The following is a 16,035-nucleotide window of genomic DNA, read 5'->3' on the forward strand; positions in this document are numbered from 1 at the left end:
GAAGATGTGTCTTTTCATAATAAAAACGTGCATTCGCGAAGTGGAACGCACGCTTTTCTTATTTTATCCAAATGGAAGCGTTTGAAAACGAAACTTGCCCAATTTTCATATATTTTTCATAACGTTTTTCGATTAATTCATCTTTCGAAATTCCGTTTAATTGTTCAAAAGTTTTCCGAATCATTAAGTCTATATTTTCTGACTGTTTCAAAATATTACGGTGAGCTCCACCTCTTGTTTCTGGAATAATTTCGTCAATTACACCTAATTCTTTCAAATCTGCTGCTGTAATTTTCATTGCCTCTGCAGCTTCCTTTGCTTTTCCTGCATCTTTCCAAAGAATTGCCGCTGCACCCTCTGGTGTAATAACAGAATAAGTGGAATTTTCTAGCATATGAATGTAATCTCCAACTCCAAGGCCTAACGCACCACCACTACCACCTTCGCCGATAACGATACAAATAACAGGTACCGTTAAACCTGCCATTTCAAATAAATTGCGAGCGATAGCTTCACTTTGACCACGTTCTTCAGCAGCCTTACCAGGATAAGCTCCTTTTGTATCAATAAAACAAATAATAGGACGATTGAACTTTTCCGCCTGCTTCATTAAACGTAATGCTTTTCGATATCCTTCTGGATGAGGCATTCCAAAGTTACGGCGAATATTTTCTTTCGTATCTTTTCCGCGCTGATGCCCAATTACAGTTACAGGCATCCCTTTATATTTCGCAATGCCGCCGACAATCGCTGCATCATCGCCAAATAGACGATCTCCATGACATTCGAAAAAATCAGTAAATAAGTGCTCAATATAATCGAGCGTTGTCGGTCGTTCTGCATGACGAGCAATTTGAACACGGTCCCATACTTTCAGATTGCCGTATATATCTTCCTCTAAATTTTCTAGCTTTTCTTCCAAAATACGAATCTCCTCACTGAAGTCCATCTGGCTGTTTTTCGTATAGTCTTTCAGTTCACGAATCTTATTTCTTAGCTCAACAACTGGTTTTTCAAATTCTAGCTCTGCCATACAGCCATTTCCCCTCCTTGATGAACTTCTAAAATCTTGCGAAGTGATTCTCTCATATCATCACGATGCACCACCGCATCTAATTGACCATGATCTAGTAAGAATTCTGCTGTTTGGAAATCTTCTGGTAGTTTCTCACGCACCGTTTGTTCAATTACACGTCTACCAGCAAATCCGATAAGTGCACCTGGTTCTGCAAGATTATAATCACCAAGTGAAGCGAAACTCGCTGAAACCCCGCCCGTCGTTGGGTGAGTCATAACAGAAATAAATAATCCTCCTGCATTACTATGCTTTTTCAAAGCTACGCTTGTTTTTGCCATTTGCATTAAACTTAATATACCTTCTTGCATACGGGCACCACCCGAAGCAGTAAAGATAATAAATGGAACTTGTAAGTCGTACGCCTTTTCAACCGCACGGGCGATTTTTTCTCCTACCACAGAGCCCATGCTCCCCATTCGAAAACGAGAATCCATTACTGCAACAACAACAAGCATGTCATCAATTGTTCCTTCACCAGTTACAACCGCTTCGTTCAATTCAGTCTTCTTACGATCGCTCTCTAGTTTCTCTTCATAACCTGGAAACTCGAGTGGATTTAATGAAACCATTTCTTTGTCATACTCACGGAATGACCCTTCGTCCAATATACTATCAAGACGTTCCCATGCATTCATAGGATGATGATATCCACAATTCACACATACTTTTAAATTTTTTAGAAGTTCTTTCGTATACATGATTTTTTTACATTCCGGACATTTTGTCATAACGCCATCTGGTACATCTTTTCGTACTTGTTCTGAAGGTATTGCAGCGTACTTTTTCTTTTTCACGAATAAATCTCTTAGCACAATTTGACCCCCTTCGTTGAGAGCTAAGGTTAGCGTAAGAAGAAAATGGGGCTAACACCAAAGTTTGATGTTAGCCTTATCTTCTCAATCTGTCTAATAACCTCACTCTTTACGTTTAACTTTAACCGCTATGCGGTAGAATGTTTGTCATAACGTGTCATGGTCATTTCGACAAATTTTATACATTACGAGTGAAACTGTATATTCTCTACTAATTCATCGTAAATTTTTAGTGCATCATTTTCTTGTTTTTCTTCCAAAGTAGCATAAAGCTTTCTATACATATTGATAGAATCTCTTGAAACTTTACAAGAAAGAGTTGCTACGTAATCATTTACGATCATCCAAATGCGATATAGTAAATAATTATCGACTTGTTCAATAAGGGTTTTAAAGAACGTTTGATGAAGCGTTGGGATTGAGCTTTCATTTCCTTCAAGTACTTGGTGTAATCTACTTAGTACTTTAGAAAACATTTCTTTCGGTAAATTACATACAATTCGAATCATATCTTTCTCAAGTAATCGTTTCGTTTGTAATAAATCACGAATTGTTTTCTCATCTTGCAATAAGAACGGAGCAATTAATTGTACAAGACCATTATCATAAAAGTTTCGAATAAACGTCCCTTCACCACGTCTCGTTTCAATCAATCCTACCAGTTCTAAAGCACGCAATGCTTCTCTTACAGAGGAACGTCCTACGTTTAAGCGTGAACTTAACTCACGCTCAGACGGCAAACGATCCCCTGCTACCAAACCATCCTCTTCCATAATGGAACGGATTTTTTTTACAATTTCGAGATATACTTTTGTATTTGATGATGTCAATGGAAATTCCTCGCTTATTCTTTACCAATCAGCGCTAATTGTTTTGTTTTTTCAGCGATCTCATTTGGATCTACTTGACGGCGAGCTACTCCTGTCTCCATTGCTGCTTTTGCAACGTAAGCCGCTACTTGAGGCGCTACACGCGCGTCAAATGGCGCCGGAATGATATAGTCTGCATTTAACTCATCTTCTGCTACAAGCTCAGCAATAGCCTGTACAGCTGCCATCTTCATTTCTTCGTTAATTTGTGTCGCATGTACGTCAAGTGCACCGCGGAAAATACCAGGGAACGCTAGTACATTATTTACTTGGTTCGGGAAGTCAGAACGACCTGTTCCAACAACAGCTGCGCCCGCTGCTTTTGCCAATTCTGGCATAATTTCTGGAACTGGATTCGCCATTGCAAAAATAATCGCATCGTCATTCATTGTACGAACCATCTCTTCTGTTAATGCACCTTCTGCAGACACACCAATGAATACGTCCGCACCTTGTACAACATCAGCTAAAGAACCTTCTATACGATTCTTATTTGTATATTTTGCAACTTCATCCTTCACCGGATTCATACCTGTAGGACGACCATCATAGATTGCGCCTTTACGGTCACACATAATAATGTCGCGTACACCATAGCGATATAAAAGTTTAATAATTGCAATACCTGCTGCACCTGCGCCATTTGCGACAACTTTAATGTCAGACATTTTCTTTCCAACTAATTTCAGTGCATTTACAAGACCTGCTACTGTTACGATAGCTGTTCCGTGTTGATCATCATGGAAGATAGGAATATTTGTTTCTTTTTTCAAACGCTCTTCAATAATGAAGCAGTTTGGTGCTGCGATATCTTCTAAGTTAACGCCGCCAAAAGTTGGCTCCATTAATTTTACAGTTTCAACAATTTTATCTACATCGTTTGTATTTAAGGCAATTGGGAATGCATCTACACCAGCAAAGCTCTTGAATAATACAGCTTTACCTTCCATTACTGGAAGAGATGCTTCAGGTCCAATGTTACCAAGACCAAGTACAGCTGTTCCATCTGTCACAACTGCTACCATATTTCCCTTCATCGTATATTCATATACCTTACTTTTATCGTCATAAATTTCTTTACAAGGTTCTGCAACCCCTGGAGAATATGCAAGACTTAAATCTTTTGCATTTTCTACTTTTACTTTTGATACAGTTTCTAATTTTCCTTGATGCACTTTATGCATGTGAAGTGCTTCTTCACGAAGTGTTGACAAACTATCCACTCTCCTCAAATTATTCTTGCTGATATCAATTTCTCCAAGTGGTCTGACCACGAACACTACTACTATAATAATCGAAGTGTAGGGAAATTGTCCATTATATTTTCACAACTACATTTTCTTCCCCGACAATTTCACGAAGTGCTCCTAAACATTCTTCACTTGGATGAATCGATAAACTCCGAGATAATTGTACCATTTTATGTTCCTTTTCATAATAAATTAGTACTTTCGCAAAACCTGAATAGTCGAACAATATTTTCGTAACCTGATTTAAAAGCTTTTTCTCATACTGAGATGGCAATTTCACGTAAACAGATGCGTCTTTCTTTTCTTCATAAACATCCATTTCCTCTAGCGGATATAGTCCATTTACAATCCATTGCAGCTTATGATTTCTTAGCTCAATCGTACCGTCAACTAAAACAATTGCTCCTTCTTGCAACTTATCCGAGAAATGTATATACGTTTCCGGGAAGAGGACCGCTTCCATTTCATCATTTTGATCACAGAATGTAATAAATGCCATCTTTTGAAACTTTTTCGTACGAATCACTCTCACACTTGTTATATACACAATCGCTCTTTGTACTTTTTTCTTGTTTCGCATCGCCTGAGCGAGAGATGGAATTTCTAATTCTTTTGCTAACTTCACATACTGCGCTGTTGGATAACTTGATAAATAAAAGCCAAGTGCTTCCTTCTCTTTATTTAGTTGTTCAATAAAAGATAACTCTTCTCCTTGTACATATTTCGATTTTGGAACAGCATCTCCTAAATCACGTGCGAGATTCGCGTACTCTAACGCCCCTTTAATACTTTTCCATAAATTCGTTCTCGAAACACCAAAATCGTCAAAACATCCCGACCAGACGAAAGCTTCTAAATTACGCTCCGTTACGAACTTTGACGGCATACGGAGACAAAACTCAAATAAATCTTCGAACATTTTTTTCTCTCGTTCTTCTAATAATGCCGTCACTGTAGCCATTCCAATATTTCGGATCGAAAGTAAACTGTAACGTATCGCATTCCCTTCTATTTGGAAGTTGTAACCACTCCTCTGAAGAGACGGCGGCAAAACGTGAAAACCTTTCCGCTTCGTTTCTCGTATATACTGTACAATCTTATCTTCATTTCCAATTGCGCTTGATAATAATGCCGTCATAAATTCCAGCGTATAATTCGCTTTCAAATAGGCAAGCTGATATCCAATCATACTGTAAGCTACAGCGTGACTTCGGTTAAAACCGTAATTCGCAAATCTTACAATTAAATCATAAATTTTCTCTGCGGATGTCTCATCGTATCCATTTCGCAAACATCCTTGGACGAAATGCTTACGTTCCTGATCTAAAATATCACGATTTTTTTTACTCACCGCACGGCGCAGTAAATCTGCTTCTCCGAGCGAAAAACCTGCTAACTTCGATGCAATTTGCATAATTTGTTCTTGGTATACAATGACGCCGTATGTTCTTTCTAAAATTGGCTTTAAATCCGGATGTAAATATTCAATTTTTCTTTTTCCATGTTTCGATTCAATAAAAGTCGGTATCTGTTCCATCGGTCCTGGTCTGTATAACGAGTTAACAGCTACGATATCTTCAAACTCATTCGGTTTTAACCCGCGAAGTACATTTCGCATACCACCTGACTCAAGCTGGAATACACCTGTTGTATCCCCTCTCCCTAATAATTGGAACGTCTTTTCATCTTGAAGAGGTAAGTTTCTTATATCGATTTCTTTCCCTGTTTTGTTCGCGATAAATTTTATAATATTTTCAAGTAACGTTAAATTACGTAATCCTAAAAAGTCCATCTTAAGCAACCCAAGTTCTTCTAGCACATCGGCTGGATATTGCGTAACATAAACATCGTTATGTCCTTCTTGAATTGCTACACTGCCTGTTAGCGGTTCTTGACTCATAATAACACCAGCCGCATGAATAGACGTATGACGTGGTAAACCTTCTACACGTTTTGCGATTTCAAACACACGCTCATGTAGAAGATTCCCTTGTATAAACTCACGAAGTGATTGTGATTCTTCATATGCATCTTTTAACGTTATACCGAGCTTTGATGGGATAAGTTTTGAAAATATATCAATATCTCGCGGCGGAAGCCCCATTACGCGGGCAATGTCTCTAATTGCCGCTTTTGCTGCAAGCGTACCAAACGTTACAATTTGCGCAACACGGAGCTGACCGTATTTATCTTTCACATAGCGAATCATCTCATCACGTCTTACGTCTGGAAAATCAATATCAATATCAGGAAGCGTCACACGTTCAGGATTTAAAAACCTTTCAAATAATAGATCGTATTCAATTGGATCAATATCTGTAATTTCTAATACGTATGAAACGAGTGAACCAGCTGCCGATCCACGACCTGGTCCTGTTAGAATATGATTTTCATGTGCATACTTCATAAAATCCCATACGATGAGGAAATAATCACTAAATCCCATACGAGAAATAACATTTAATTCATGATCCAAACGCTTTATATGCACTTCTTTCGGAGCACCATATCGTTTCCGCAAACCTTCTTCACAAACACGACGCAAGTATATATCACTCGTTTCATTAGACGGAACAGGAAACTTCGGAAGTTGATTTACATGGAACGGTATTTCTACTTGGCAACGCTCTGCAATTTTTATTGTATTTTTGATTGCTTCCGGCGCATGGGAAAATAGTGCTTCCATTTCATCCGATGACTTTAAATAATACTGATCTGTTTTCAGCCTCGGCCTATCTGGATCAGTCATTTTCGTTCCACTTTCAACAGATAGTAAACATTCATGAACAAGCGCGTCACTTTGATTGATATAGCGCACATCATTTGTTGCAACGACTGGAATATTAACCCTACTAATAAATTCAGGTAGTTTCTCTTGTAAAAGCAACTCATCTTGAATCGCATGATGCTGCAAACTCATATAAAAATGACCGAACATATTTTGATATGTGCGAGCTACTTCTTCAGCCTGACTCTCATTGTCTTCTAGTAATAATTGCTCAATTTCGCCATCTTTACCTGGTGAAATTGCAATTAATCCTTTCGCATAATGCGCAAGCCACTTCTTAGGAATACCTTCTTTGGACTTTGTCATAATACTGCTAGAAATCTTTAATAAATTTTGGTAGCCTATTTCATTCTCAGCAAGTAATACAAGCGGATAAGACCTTTCTTCTTCTTCACTAAAAATAGAAGCGGTTAATCCAATAACAGGCTGTATACCATGTTTCTTACATGCTTTATAAAACGGAATAACGCCATACATAACATTTTCATCCGTAATAGCCAGCGATGAAAAACCGAGTTCTTTCGCCCTGACTACAAGCTCATCAATTTTACAAGCACTTTTTAATAAACTAAAAACGGTTTGACATTGTAAATGCACAAACTTCACTGTTGTACCCTCTCTTTACCTATTTGACTACTTTTATTATAGGTGATGAGGAAAGCGGAAATCAAAACATACTTCTTATACTTTGTCCATATATATGAAGAAGAAAGGGGAATGACGATGGATGTAAGAGAACATACTTTTTTCTCTCTGCTTATTATTAGTTATTTTATTGCCTTTGGGGTTATACTTGGCGGTTCATTAATTGGTGGATTTGGTGCGTTTCTTATCGGAAAACCAGCTCTAACTTACATTAATCAATTCGCCCAAAATTTAAGAATTTGGGCACTCGTTGCAGCAATCGGTGGAACATTCGATACCTTTTATAGCTTTGAAAGAAGTTTCTTTGGCGGAGATATGAAAGATATCGTAAAACAAATTCTCCTTATTTTTTTCGCAACTGGTGGTATGCAAACAGGTCTCATTATTATTAAATGGCTAACGCAGGAACATGTATGAGAGTACCAAGTGCCAATACAGCAAAAAGATGGTATTTAGTATTAGCTGGTGCTGCTGTTGGAGGCGTGTTGAGCTGGTTTATTTTTTTGTACATATACGGTGTTTTTCAAGAAGAACAAGCTAGTAAAATAGCAGAACAAAGAGAAATTATAGAAAAACAAGAAGCAAAGCTCCACGTCCTTCTCGAAGATCAAGAAAAATTGAACACTGAAAATAAACGACTCTTAACCATTCAAGAGATTAAAATAAAACTTATCAATCGAGAAAAATACGATTTAGACAATCTTACACTCGAAAATATGACTACATCTATCCATAATGATCTCCAGCATCTTTTAACGAAAAACATTCAAAGTATCGCAAAAAATAAAGACCTGCTAAAAAAGGTAATCGAAAATAAAACGTACAAACATTACGATCGGCTATACCGTTTTAAAGTCGATACAATATCTTTTGATACAGTGCTTGAAATTAGCATAACTATAGAGAAAGAAAAATAAAGAAGGAGGGCTTTAGCGCCGCTCCTTCTTTTCATTCTAACATATAGTCTCTTATTTACAAATCTCACGTAAATCAGCAAAAAGACGATCCGCTTCTTCCCAAGAAGATGCCTTGGCACCAGAAGCCATCGGATGCCCTCCGCCGTTATATTGCATTGCCAATTTGTTTATAACTGGTCCTTTTGAACGAAGACGAACACGAATTACGTCGTCTTCCTCTAAAAATAGAACCCACGCCTTTAATCCATCAATATTGCCAAGCGCTCCAACAACACCAGATGCTTCAGAAGGAAGTACATCAAACTCTTCTAGTACTTCTTTCGTTAATTTAATGTAAGCTGCTCCTTCTTCTACCATCGTAAAGTTTTGTAAAATATAACCGTTTAAACGAGCAATTTTTTCTTTTGTCTTATACATTTCATTGTATAAATCTGTGAATTTCACACCCATGTCAACAAGCTCACTTACGTAACGAAGTGTTTTTGCTGTCGTATTTGGGAATAAGAAACGACCTGTATCTCCAACAATTCCTGCTAAAATAAGGCGGGCTGCTTCTTTTGTTATTTTTAACCCCTTATCTTTTCCATAGTTATAAAACTCATAAATCATTTCACTTGTAGAACTCGCTGTCGTATCTACCCACGTAATATCTCCATATGGATCTTCGTTTGGATGATGATCAATTTTAATTAACATCTTCCCTTTTGTATAGCGTTGATCGTCAACACGTTCTTGATTCGCAGTATCACAAACAATAACAAGCGCATTTTCGTATACACTATCTTCAATATCATCCATTACTCGTAAGTATGCTAGTGACGGTTCATTGTACCCAATCGTATAAATATTTTTCTCTGGAAACGATTCTTGTAGAATTGTACCAAGACCACCCTGTGAACCTAACGCATCTGGATCCGGACGCACGTGGCGATGAATAATAATTGTATCAAACTCTTTAATTGCTCCTAAAATTTGCTCATGCATATGTATAATCTCCTTTTTAATCAACTTCTTCACTTTAACGTGCAGTAAAAGCCCAATGGATGGGGCTAATCATTAGCGCATGGAAACATCCCCACACTAATTAAAGTTTCACTTTATCCTCCATTATAACGGAAAGTATTTCATACATGCGAACAATTGCTTTATAATAAAAGTTAGAAAGTTTAGATATTTCTTTTTCTTTTCTATTATTTTTCACAAAGCGATGGGAGTGTTCATTATGCCAGTATTAGTCTTCTGTATTATCGTCTCATTTATGTTGTACATCTTTTACAAAACAAAATACTTTCGTACAAACCGCCCAATGGAAAAAGGTTGGCTCTCAGGAAAATCCGCAATGGCACTCGGTTCATTCGTTTTATTTTTCGGGATAAACCAATTCTTTTTAGAACTTTCAACCGCTCGTATTATCGTTGGTGTTTTATTCATTCTATTTGGTAGTGCAAGTGTATTTAATGGATTTCGCCAATACAAACATTTCTTACCATTAGCAGTTAAAGAAGCCGAAGTCTATGAAGCAACATAAAAAAGCATCAATATTGTGATGCTTTTTTACGTCCCCTAACTTTCAAAATCATATATGCAACAAACGCAGATGGTATATTAAATGGGTTACCTTGTACGTGAAAATGTAATTGTTCTTCTCCAAAAGACATTTTTTCATATAGCTCTCGCTGAGATAATCCTGTCTTTTCCTTTTTTTCATGTAAACCTTGTAAGTATAAATATTGGATCGGTATCATTACAAGAAAGTAAAATAGTGCGATACTACAAAAAAAGAGTACGGCTGACGACATAATGCATACCACCTTTCAGAAATCCATTTTCTTACAATATAATCATAACACAATATATGACGGAATTGAATTGCTATTCTGTCTTTTATTACGTTACTTTTCCACTCCATCCCATACATATTCCACTAAAACTCCCATCTAAAATCATGCCTTTCAAATGTAAAACAGCAAAAAAGATGGAACAAATCAAAACGATTTGTCCCATCTTTTTATTTATCGATTAACTGAACCATAAGTAATGCTTTTCCAACAACATTACCTTCATGATGCACCTCTACATCGACCTTACCAAATTTACGCCCAATTTCTAATACTTTCGGATGAACGGATACAACATTATCAATTTGAACCGGCTTTACGAAATAAATCGTTAAGTTTTCAACAATTAAATCGCTTTTCTTTTGCGCACGAATGACGCGATTTGTCGCTTCTGTCACAATTGTTGCAAATACACCGTACGATAACGTTCCGATTGAGTTCGTCATTTGTGGCGTCACCGAAAATTGATATAGATGCTCATTCTTCGCTTCTTTTGGCGTCATAAATTGATTCGTTACAATATCATCAATTGTTTCTCCAACTTGTGGCTGACGTTGAATCATTTGCAGTGCCTGAAGTACATCTTGACGGCTAATAATACCTTGCAGCTTATTTCCTTCCTCAACGACAGGAAGTAATTCAATTCCTTCCCACACCATCATACGTGCCGCAGCCGCGACAGACATTTTACCGTTCACTGTAATTGGGTGTTTTGTCATTACTTTATCAATTGGTGTTTCTTTCGCTACACCGATCATATCTTTTGAAGTTACGATTCCTAGCACTTTGTTATTTTCATCGACGATTGGATATCTTCCGTGCATTGTCTCTTCGTTATACGCATGCCATTGCTGTACTGTATCACTCGGCCTTAAATATAACGTTTCTTCAATTGGCGTTAAAATATCTTCAACGAGTACAATTTCTTTCTTAATAAGTTGGTCATAAATTGCACGGTTAATTAACGTTGCAACCGTAAATGTATCGTAGCTACTTGAAATAATCGGCAGCTTTAATTCGTCTGCTAATTTCTTCACATGATCTTCCGTATCAAACCCGCCCGTAATTAATACAGCAGCTCCAGTTTCTAGCGCTAATTCATGTGCATTCGTACGGTTACCAATAATGAGTAAATTCCCAGCTTCTGTATAGCGCATCATCGCTTCTAATTTCATAGCTCCGATTACGAATTTATTTAATGTTTTATGTAGTCCTTCTCTGCCCCCAAGTACTTGACCATCGACAATGTTAACGACTTCTGCATATGTCAGTTTTTCGATATTTTCTTTCTTCTTTTGTTCAATTCGAATTGTTCCGACACGTTCAATTGTACTAACATATCCTTTATTTTCTGCATCTTTAATTGCACGGTAAGCGGTCCCTTCACTTACACTCAAATCTTTCGCAATTTGTCTTACAGAAATTTTATGGCCTACTGGCAGGCTATTAATATGTTCTAAAATTTGGTTATGCTTGGTAGCCAAATGGTTTCACCATACTTTCTTTTCCCTAAATTCTTCATGTGTTGTACTTTTAGTATACTATATTTTCAAAACTGTTACACTCTCTCTTTGCATACCTGTACTATTTTTTTTATAACAAAATGACTCTTACATTCCACCAGTCATTCTATTACAACAATGTAATGCTATCGTCATCTCATTCGATAGTTCGTACACTTGATTACCTATACAATTAAGACAAGAAATAAAACAAAGGAGCGAACACATGATGAAAAAATTTTTAGAGGTTGTAGGTGCTGTATTTTTAGCTTTCGTAGATGGGAAAAAGGTTGCAATAGAATTGAATGAAACACCTGAACAACCACTTACCAAAAGAAAAGAATCACCAAAACAAATACAAGCATTAAAAGCTGTCCTACACACGTAAAAAACCCTTCACTTTTCTTTTCAAATGAAGGGTTTCTTTTCTATAGTGTAATACTTTCTCCAGCTTCTAATACTTTCCCTGTACAATTTTGTAGCTTTTCTACAAATTGATATGGATCTTGTTCAATAACTGGGAACGTATTGTAATGCATCGGTACAACAGTTTTCGCATTAATCCATTTTGCCGCTAGTACAGCATCTTCTGGTCCCATTGTGAAATTATCACCAATTGGTAAAAATGCTAGATCAACTTTATTTAATTCCCCAATTAACTTCATGTCAGAGAATAGTGCAGTATCTCCTGCGTGGTATACAGTTTTCTCTTCTGCTGTAAATAAAATACCTGCCGGCATACCTGTATATGTAATCGTCTTATTTTCTTCATCAATATAACTAGAGCCGTGGAATGCTTGTGTAAACTTCACTTTTCCGAAGTCAAATTCATGTGAACCACCAATATGCATCGGGTGTGTATTTACACCTTGCCAACTTAAAAATGTTGCTAATTCAAATGGCGCTACAACAACTGCATTATTTTTCTTCGCAAGCTCTACTGTATCTCCAACATGATCACCGTGTCCATGCGATAAAAGAATTGCATCCACTTTTACATCTTCAGCTTTTAAATCTGTTTTCGGATTACCTGTTAAAAACGGGTCAATTAAAATAACTTTTCCATTCGCCTCAATTTTCACAACTGAATGTCCATGATAAGATACTTTCATTATTACATTCCTCCCCTATTCACATTCTCACTTTTTATTCTACATGATTTTTGAATCCCCTGTCTTTTCTAACATCTATTTACTTGTCATAACGCTTTCTTCCGAGTTAAAGTTATATTTGTAATTAAATATCTCGGGGGTGCCAATCGATGAATGCTAGATTAGAAAATTTAATGCAATGGCTAAAAGAAAAAAACATAGAAGCTGCGTTCTTAACTTCTACACCGAACGTTTTCTACATGACAAACTTCCACTGTGAACCACATGAAAGATTACTTGGTATGTTTGTATTCCAAGAAAAAGAACCTATTTTAATTTGTCCTAAAATGGAAGAAGGTCAAGCTCGTAACGCTGGCTGGGCACATGAAATTATCGGATTCACTGACACTGATCGACCATGGGATATGATTGCAAAAGCAATTAAAGACCGCGGCATCAATGCAAATGCAGTTGCAATTGAAAAAGAACATTTAAACGTAGAACGCTACGAAGAATTAACAAAACTATTCCCAAATGCAGCTTTCAAATCAGCTGAAGAGAAAGTTCGTGAACTTCGTTTAATTAAAGATGAAAAAGAGCTTTCTATTTTACGCGAAGCAGCTAAAATGGCGGACTATGCTGTTGAAGTTGGTGTAAATGCAATTAAAGAAAACCGCAGCGAGCTAGAAGTATTAGCAATTATTGAACACGAATTAAAAACAAAAGGCATACATAAAATGTCATTTGATACGATGGTATTAGCAGGTGCGAACTCAGCTCTTCCACACGGTATTCCTGGCGCAAACAAAATGAAACGCGGCGATTTCGTACTATTTGATTTAGGCGTAATCATTGATGGTTATTGCTCTGATATTACACGTACAGTGGCATTCGGTGGGATTTCCGAAGAGCAAACTCGTATTTACAACACTGTACTTGCTGGACAACTACAAGCAGTTGAAGCATGTAAACCAGGTGTTACACTTGGCGCAATCGACAATGCTGCTCGTTCTGTTATCGCAGATGCAGGTTACGGTGACTTCTTCCCGCACCGCCTTGGTCACGGACTTGGAATTAGCGTACACGAATATCCAGATGTAAAAGCTAGTAACGAGTCTCCATTAAAAGAAGGTATGGTCTTCACAATCGAGCCAGGTATTTACGTACCAAACGTAGGTGGCGTTCGTATTGAAGATGATATTTACATCACAAAAGACGGATCAGAAATTTTAACGAAGTTCCCGAAAGAATTACAATTTGTAAAATAAGAAAAAAGGCAGCTTGATTGCTGCCTTTTTCTATTTCTCTACTATTTCAAATTTCTCTACAATCATTTTTGCTGGATAACTTTCAAGCATTTGAGAAGACCATAATTTTATTTTATCCCCTGTTTTTAATTGATTATATGCACGTTTATCCTTAAAGCTCAAAACTATATGTGATGGATACTCTTTATTCATTTGTTGTTCTATATAATTTTGTAACTCTATTTTTGTTTCAAACGTTTTATCACTGACGAAAAATACCGTGTCATTTCTTACTATGACATACCCTTCTTCAGGTACTTTTTTTACCTCTACTTGTTTTGTAGTGCACGCTGATAATATGATTAGAAATACATTTATAAACATTAATTTTTTCATATGCCTATTCATTTTTAACTCCTTACTCTAGGCTATTTCAAATTTAACACCATCTTCTCCTCATACTTATCATCCCATTTAATCACAACCTCTATCGGTTCATCTTTAGATAAAGGCGCACAACTTACACAAGATGATTTCATTTCAATCTTTGCTCCTTTATGACTTTCTGACGTTTGTGTCATTGTGCTAAAGGCTCCATTAATAGCAATCTCTAAATTTTTAAATTCTGTATTCCCATCTCCGCCTTTGTACTGAAACGTAAACACTCCATCTTCACTGTCGTCCTTAATATGGCCCTTATATTGTCCCGTCCAACTTTTGCTCTCGCTAGAAAAAGTAACATACCAAATCGAACAACTCCCTAAAAAGAAAATACTAATGAAAAAGAATAATGCTCTCTTCATCATGCCCCTCCATTCAAAAGCATTTATTTATTGTCTATTTCTTCCTCTTATTATACTATCAAAATACAGAATTTTCTAAAATAGGAGGTTTATATGTTACAACAACAGTTAGAAGAAATTTGTAATAATAATTACGTAATCAATAATGTCCTCAATATCGATCCTTTAAGTTCCAGTATGCTGGAGCATATTGGGGATACTGATAGTTATTTAAGAGATAAACTTATCTACTCTACTTTTTATCACCTAATCAAGAAGGACTATATTTCACACACACACTTACAGAAACTATTATCAGAAAGCATCAGTGACAAATATTTATTGTATAAAATTCATTCGGATGACGAAGATGCGGTATTTACCCGCGCCTTTACAACATTATTAATTACACTCATTATTGATGCCGATACAAACCATAATTTCTTATCACAGGCTGATCTTTTACATGTAAAAGATCAATTAGTTCTATATATGAACAACGAGCATGATTTCCGCGGATATGTGCAAGACCACGGCTGGGCACATAGTATCGCTCACGCTTCTGATACATTTGAGGCGCTTATTCGTAGTCCTAAACTGGAAACTTTATATTACGAAGAAATATTACAAACTTTATTAAACAAAGTTTGTGTCCATTCTATTTATTACAAATATGAAGAAGACGAGCGCCTCGTTTATCCGATTGTCGCAATGCTACAAAATGGTCTAAAAGAAGAAGTACTCATATTAGCCCTTCATGATTTAGTAGCTCAATTATCCGTCCAAAAACAAACATTACATATTAAATCGTATGAGTACTTATACGGAAATATAAAATCTTTCTTACGTAGCTTATTTTTCAGACTACGCACACTGTCTATATGTAAAGAAACCGAATGCGAAATTGAAAAATTGCTACAAGAACTTCGAAAATATTATTAAAAAAAGAAGGCCACTTAGAAAGTGCCTTCTTCTATTTCACTAATATTTAATTGAAATTTCACGATCCAAACTGAGAAAAGGTGGACAAGAAGCGCAAACGCCATACATGCTCCGCTTAAAAAAGTTAGTATAGGATGCGAATACACGTGCCCTAATCCATAGGATATCGCCACGAAAAACATTGTTATGTAAATATAAATTGCTCCATGTATTTGCCTCATATAAACCTCCTTTTCACATAGTATACCATAAATTTTCTGATTATTCACATTAA

18 protein-coding genes are annotated in these 16,035 nt (G+C 36.6%); 6 read left to right on the top strand and 12 right to left on the bottom strand.

Translation table 11 applies throughout. The features are described 5' to 3' along the window. Positions 1–58 precede the first annotated feature (58 nt). The 5 genes from accA to dnaE all read right to left on the bottom strand — a co-directional run bounded on the left by accA (position 59) and on the right by dnaE (position 7,403). The gene (gene accA / locus F3I02_RS07665) at positions 59–1,033 is read right to left on the bottom strand and encodes an acetyl-CoA carboxylase carboxyl transferase subunit alpha (RefSeq protein WP_000818809.1); all 975 of its coding nucleotides are present in this window, start codon (positions 1,031–1,033) and stop codon (positions 59–61) included. Continuing rightward, positions 1,021–1,890, bottom strand: coding sequence for an acetyl-CoA carboxylase, carboxyltransferase subunit beta (gene accD, locus F3I02_RS07670; RefSeq protein ID WP_000942856.1), 870 nt, complete (start codon positions 1,888–1,890; stop codon positions 1,021–1,023). The genes accA and accD overlap by 13 nt, the downstream gene beginning before the upstream one ends. Before the next feature lie 185 nt (positions 1,891–2,075). Next, positions 2,076–2,720: a FadR/GntR family transcriptional regulator gene (locus F3I02_RS07675; protein WP_000204432.1), complete on the bottom strand. Its 645-nt coding sequence runs from the start codon at positions 2,718–2,720 to the stop codon at positions 2,076–2,078. A 14-nt stretch (positions 2,721–2,734) separates the two neighbouring features. Then, positions 2,735–3,943: an NADP-dependent malic enzyme gene (gene ystJ, locus F3I02_RS07680; RefSeq protein WP_161508111.1), complete on the bottom strand. Its 1,209-nt coding sequence runs from the start codon at positions 3,941–3,943 to the stop codon at positions 2,735–2,737. Positions 3,944–4,076: 133 nt separating this feature from the next. Continuing rightward, positions 4,077–7,403 carry a DNA polymerase III subunit alpha gene (gene dnaE, locus F3I02_RS07685; protein ID WP_196477791.1) on the bottom strand — a complete coding sequence of 1,109 codons (3,327 nt, stop codon included), beginning with the start codon at positions 7,401–7,403 and terminating at the stop codon, positions 4,077–4,079. Between the two features lie 42 nt (positions 7,404–7,445). On the opposite strand from dnaE, the gene F3I02_RS07690 reads away from it, so the two are divergent. Both F3I02_RS07690 and ytrI read left to right on the top strand, forming a co-directional pair. Then, positions 7,446–7,859, top strand: a complete 414-nt coding sequence (locus F3I02_RS07690; RefSeq protein WP_002005839.1) for a YtrH family sporulation protein — start codon at positions 7,446–7,448, stop codon at positions 7,857–7,859. Continuing rightward, a complete protein-coding gene (gene ytrI / locus F3I02_RS07695; protein ID WP_001265736.1) occupies positions 7,856–8,359 on the top strand; it encodes a sporulation membrane protein YtrI in 504 nt (167 codons plus the stop codon). Before F3I02_RS07690 ends, ytrI begins: the two co-directional genes overlap by 4 nt. A gap of 51 nt (positions 8,360–8,410) precedes the next feature. Here ytrI and F3I02_RS07700 read toward each other — a convergent pair whose 3' ends face one another. Next, positions 8,411–9,343, bottom strand: a complete 933-nt coding sequence (locus tag F3I02_RS07700; RefSeq protein WP_000545130.1) for a DHH family phosphoesterase — start codon at positions 9,341–9,343, stop codon at positions 8,411–8,413. Positions 9,344–9,581: 238 nt separating this feature from the next. Here F3I02_RS07700 and F3I02_RS07705 point away from each other — a divergent pair, with 238 nt between their 5' ends. After that, positions 9,582–9,887 (top strand): YtpI family protein, encoded by a 306-nt coding sequence (locus F3I02_RS07705; protein ID WP_001144757.1) that lies wholly within the window; start codon positions 9,582–9,584, stop codon positions 9,885–9,887. Positions 9,888–9,894: 7 nt separating this feature from the next. On the opposite strand, the gene F3I02_RS07710 is transcribed toward F3I02_RS07705, so the two are convergent. Both F3I02_RS07710 and F3I02_RS07715 read right to left on the bottom strand, forming a co-directional pair. Further along, complete coding sequence (locus F3I02_RS07710; RefSeq protein WP_000093043.1) at positions 9,895–10,158, bottom strand: DUF3949 domain-containing protein; 264 nt, start codon at positions 10,156–10,158, stop codon at positions 9,895–9,897. Between the two features lie 209 nt (positions 10,159–10,367). Beyond that, positions 10,368–11,681 (bottom strand): CBS domain-containing protein, encoded by a 1,314-nt coding sequence (locus F3I02_RS07715; RefSeq protein WP_000201573.1) that lies wholly within the window; start codon positions 11,679–11,681, stop codon positions 10,368–10,370. Positions 11,682–11,925: 244 nt separating this feature from the next. On the opposite strand from F3I02_RS07715, the gene F3I02_RS07720 reads away from it, so the two are divergent. Next, complete coding sequence (locus tag F3I02_RS07720; protein WP_061884660.1) at positions 11,926–12,087, top strand: hypothetical protein; 162 nt, start codon at positions 11,926–11,928, stop codon at positions 12,085–12,087. Between the two features lie 40 nt (positions 12,088–12,127). Here the strand turns inward: F3I02_RS07720 and F3I02_RS07725 are convergent, their stop codons facing one another. Continuing rightward, positions 12,128–12,811 carry a metal-dependent hydrolase gene (locus F3I02_RS07725; protein WP_000868924.1) on the bottom strand — a complete coding sequence of 228 codons (684 nt, stop codon included), beginning with the start codon at positions 12,809–12,811 and terminating at the stop codon, positions 12,128–12,130. Positions 12,812–12,960: 149 nt separating this feature from the next. On the opposite strand from F3I02_RS07725, the gene pepQ reads away from it, so the two are divergent. After that, positions 12,961–14,058: a Xaa-Pro dipeptidase gene (gene pepQ, locus F3I02_RS07730; RefSeq protein WP_000994016.1), complete on the top strand. Its 1,098-nt coding sequence runs from the start codon at positions 12,961–12,963 to the stop codon at positions 14,056–14,058. Positions 14,059–14,088: 30 nt separating this feature from the next. On the opposite strand, the gene F3I02_RS07735 is transcribed toward pepQ, so the two are convergent. Continuing rightward, positions 14,089–14,445, bottom strand: coding sequence for a DUF3221 domain-containing protein (locus tag F3I02_RS07735; RefSeq protein ID WP_001079381.1), 357 nt, complete (start codon positions 14,443–14,445; stop codon positions 14,089–14,091). Between the two features lie 20 nt (positions 14,446–14,465). Further along, a complete protein-coding gene (locus tag F3I02_RS07740) occupies positions 14,466–14,840 on the bottom strand; it encodes a hypothetical protein (protein ID WP_000816729.1) in 375 nt (124 codons plus the stop codon). Between the two features lie 93 nt (positions 14,841–14,933). On the opposite strand from F3I02_RS07740, the gene F3I02_RS07745 reads away from it, so the two are divergent. Continuing rightward, a complete protein-coding gene (locus F3I02_RS07745) occupies positions 14,934–15,761 on the top strand; it encodes a DUF2785 domain-containing protein (protein WP_196477792.1) in 828 nt (275 codons plus the stop codon). Between the two features lie 14 nt (positions 15,762–15,775). Here F3I02_RS07745 and F3I02_RS07750 read toward each other — a convergent pair whose 3' ends face one another. Then, on the bottom strand, positions 15,776–15,982 hold the full coding sequence (locus F3I02_RS07750) for a hypothetical protein (protein WP_001248905.1): 207 nt from the start codon (positions 15,980–15,982) through the stop codon (positions 15,776–15,778). Positions 15,983–16,035: the final 53 nt, after the last annotated feature.

This window comes from Bacillus sp. SRB3LM (assembly GCF_015712745.1).
In the GTDB taxonomy this organism is placed as follows: domain Bacteria; phylum Bacillota; class Bacilli; order Bacillales; family Bacillaceae_G; genus Bacillus_A; species Bacillus_A thuringiensis_K.